Origin of the sequence: Mesorhizobium sp. M7A.F.Ca.CA.001.08.2.1, from assembly GCF_003998455.1 — a bacterium.
GTDB classification, from domain to species: domain Bacteria; phylum Pseudomonadota; class Alphaproteobacteria; order Rhizobiales; family Rhizobiaceae; genus Mesorhizobium; species Mesorhizobium ciceri.
Window position 1 is genome coordinate 1 of the sequence record NZ_RZPW01000772.1, and the last position, 2835, is coordinate 2835.

Annotated in this window: 6 protein-coding genes; 3 read left to right on the forward strand and 3 right to left on the reverse strand. The window is 58.5% G+C overall.

All coding sequences use genetic code 11. The features are described from left to right. The first annotated feature begins 507 nt into the window (after nt 1-507). Both EN914_RS30585 and EN914_RS30590 read left to right on the forward strand, forming a co-directional pair. On the forward strand, nt 508-717 hold the full coding sequence (locus EN914_RS30585) for a hypothetical protein (protein ID WP_024505511.1): 210 nt from the start codon (nt 508-510) through the stop codon (nt 715-717). Nucleotides 718-815: 98 nt separating this feature from the next. Continuing rightward, the gene (locus EN914_RS30590) at nt 816-1253 is read left to right on the forward strand and encodes a pyridoxamine 5'-phosphate oxidase family protein (protein WP_024505510.1); all 438 of its coding nucleotides are present in this window, start codon (nt 816-818) and stop codon (nt 1251-1253) included. Nucleotides 1254-1669: 416 nt separating this feature from the next. Here the strand turns inward: EN914_RS30590 and EN914_RS30600 are convergent, their stop codons facing one another. From EN914_RS30600 to EN914_RS30610, 3 genes are read right to left on the reverse strand one after another with little or no spacing between them, the layout of a single operon-like run. After that, nucleotides 1670-1852, reverse strand: coding sequence for a hypothetical protein (locus EN914_RS30600; protein WP_024505509.1), 183 nt, complete (start codon nt 1850-1852; stop codon nt 1670-1672). After that, complete coding sequence (locus EN914_RS30605) at nt 1849-2244, reverse strand: hypothetical protein (RefSeq protein WP_024505508.1); 396 nt, start codon at nt 2242-2244, stop codon at nt 1849-1851. Before EN914_RS30605 ends, EN914_RS30600 begins: the two co-directional genes overlap by 4 nt. Beyond that, nucleotides 2241-2453, reverse strand: a complete 213-nt coding sequence (locus EN914_RS30610; RefSeq protein ID WP_127223398.1) for a hypothetical protein — start codon at nt 2451-2453, stop codon at nt 2241-2243. Before EN914_RS30610 ends, EN914_RS30605 begins: the two co-directional genes overlap by 4 nt. Nucleotides 2454-2642: 189 nt before the next feature. Here EN914_RS30610 and EN914_RS30615 point away from each other — a divergent pair, with 189 nt between their 5' ends. Further along, on the forward strand, nt 2643-2828 hold the full coding sequence (locus EN914_RS30615) for an XRE family transcriptional regulator (protein ID WP_245462206.1): 186 nt from the start codon (nt 2643-2645) through the stop codon (nt 2826-2828). The last annotated feature ends 7 nt before the right edge of the window (nt 2829-2835 follow it).

Sequence of the window (2835 nt, forward strand, 5' to 3'; positions counted from 1 at the left end):
GTTTAAGGCACCGGTCTTGAAATTCGCTCGACGGCGTCCCTGCCCTTCCCCTCTAGTGCTGCCAAATCCTTGCCTGTCATGGCTTTGCGCTATGGCGAGGGCGCCAACGTGCTACACCGTCCCGCCTCATACCGTAGCGTTGCGTTGCAAAAAGTGTAGCAGTTTGTTCGCTGCCTGTTCGTGCATTTGATTTCCAAGGGTTTCCTGCGAGTATCGGCTAGTCCGTGCGACATGGACGCGACATGGGAGGGAAGCTTTTGAACAAGTCAGGGTGGCAATATGCCGTGGCGTGCGGCATCGCAACGTTGGTTGGCTGCGCCGGCTTGGGCTTTCTGCTGCAGGCCCTCGGAATGAGTGAACGTAGCGGCCTGTTGATCGGAGCTGCCGTGACTAGCACCCTAGCTGCGGCGCTGGTTTACGACACCGGAGTAAGCGAGGGGAAGTCGAACGCCAGCCATTGAAACGCCCGCCATTTTCGGCAGAGGGAACAACGGAGGAAGAAGCAGAATGGCCACCATGTTAGAAAACCATATCGCCTGGATGAAGAAAGAGGTGGTCAGTTTGAACGCCCGGATCGAGATGATCGAAGCTGGAAAGGCCCGCTTCTACTCGAAGCATGACAATGGGCCGTCTGTAGACACGACAGACACCATCCTCGCAGACAACAAGGAATTGAAGGCTGAGCTTGAAGGGCTTTTGAAGGAATACGACAATTAGGCCCAAAATGGCCCGCCGCCGTGAGGCAGCGGGCGTCCAGCTAGAACGGATTGGGTGCAGTAGTAACGTCGCGGCATTCGCGCGGGGAGGACACGTTAATGCACGGGGACGAGCGACGGCAACTTGTTCGGGATTTTCTGGCTAGGCATAAGCTTGGGGCTATCAGCACCGTGCATCCGGACGGGTCTCCAGAGGCAGCCGTCATTCAGGTGACGTTGGGCGACGACCTCAACATCGTGTTCGACAGCTTTCCCGGAAGTCGGAAGCTGGCAAATATTAAACGAGACAGTCGGATCGCCATGGTGATCGGCTGGGACGAAAACGTGACGGTTCAAATTGAAGGCCTGGCCCGACCTGCCAAGGCTAACGAATTGCAGCGGTTGAGAGATGCTCACGTTGCCAACTGTCCGCTTGAAGCGGAGTTTCTAAAGCAAGGGGCGCAACTCTTTACGATTTCGCCCCAATGGATTCGCTATTCCGATTTCAGAGGCGAGCCGATGGTTTTTGAGCTGTCCGGCGACTCGCTTGCGAAATAGAGGGGCCGCCGCCGGGGCTGTCTGTGCAACAAAGGCCGTCTATCGGCGTTGAGGCTCGTCTCAGTGGAGCTTTGACAATGGATCCGGCAACCGCAGCAGTACTGCTTTTACTATCTTGCAGCCCTGGCGAGCCTGCCGTCTGCAAGCCCATTGAGGCCGCGCCGACCACATATGCGTCGCTTGACGTATGTCTGGCATCTCTGAAAGACAGGCTCGCAGGTGCGCCAAATGGGGAAATCGTCGGACGTTGCCATCCTGTCGACGAGACTGTCACCGGTTCACTGCCCGCCGGGTACACCACCGTTGTTGTCACGCGGGGCGTTGGGAGCAAAGCCATCAGCAATAGCTACATCGTTCAACACAAAGAATAGAGGCCCGCGACCGTGAGGCGGCGGGCCAATTGATCGGGCGTCGGACTATTGAATGCAAGAGCCTGGCGGGTAGTGCTTCGGGTCATAGCTCGACGGCGAGACGAGCATGAAATCGACGTCGGCGCGGATAGGCATCATGCCGAAGATGTTGCGGTAGGCGTAGTGGAACGGCACGACTATCATGTCGTTGTTCGGCTCTATCGCCGCGGAGAGTTTTGGCGCGGTCATAGCCCGCTCCTCACCAGCGTCTCTTGCGATTCCAGATCATCCGGCCACATGATGACTTCGCCATAGTCACCGGGACAGTAACCCTCCAGATCGCCGCCCTCCTCGTCGTCGCAGTTGTCCAACTCGAGGTCGAGCACGTCGCCGGGAGGCAGGTTCGGCGCGGTGGCAGACAGGAACGATTGCCCGGCGCGATGTCCCCAGCCAAGGGACGGCTCGTCGTCGGCCGTGTCCTCGAGGTCGCAATCGACTTCCATCATGTCGAGCGCGGTGATCAGGGCCATGGCGCGGTCTAGGAGGTCGTTCAGGCGCGTCTCGACCGATTGGCGCCATATGCGCGGGTCCATCCCCTTCGGCATGCCTAGAGGCTGCAGGATAGGTGTGTGCGCGGTCATGATGACCTCCGCACGACTAAAACAAATCCGGTCTCATGATCGATCTGGACGCGGCACCGTCCGCCATGGATCATCGCCAAGGAAGAGGCGATCGAGGCGGCGTCTCGCTCGATCTGCATTGCGGCCGCGGCGATCGTGACGTCACCCATGATCACGATCGGCCGGCGGGAAAAGCGCCCGATGATAGGCATTACCTCGGCGCCGGGCATAGCTTCGCCGGCGGCCGGAACGTGAGTGTTCGGCATTGACTTTCTCCAGTGCGATGTTAACCAAGAATGCACATGTTTTTTGCAACTCTGCGCATTCTGTGTCAACATGTTTTTTGCAACTTAGGAAGGTTCATGCTCACTTCAGCACAATGCCGGGCGGCTCGCGCTCTAGTCGATTGGTCTAGGGAAATGCTGTCGGAGCGGTCCAAGGTCAGCCATCGAAGCATAGTCGATTTCGAACGTGGTGCGCGTGAACCGCGTGTGCTGACAAAGGAGGCGCTGGCCCGAGCACTGGAGGCCGCCGGCGTTGAGTTCATCCCCGAGAATGGCGGCGGCGCCGGTGTGAGGCTCAAAAAGGGCGGCAAAATAGACTAGTTCTCCG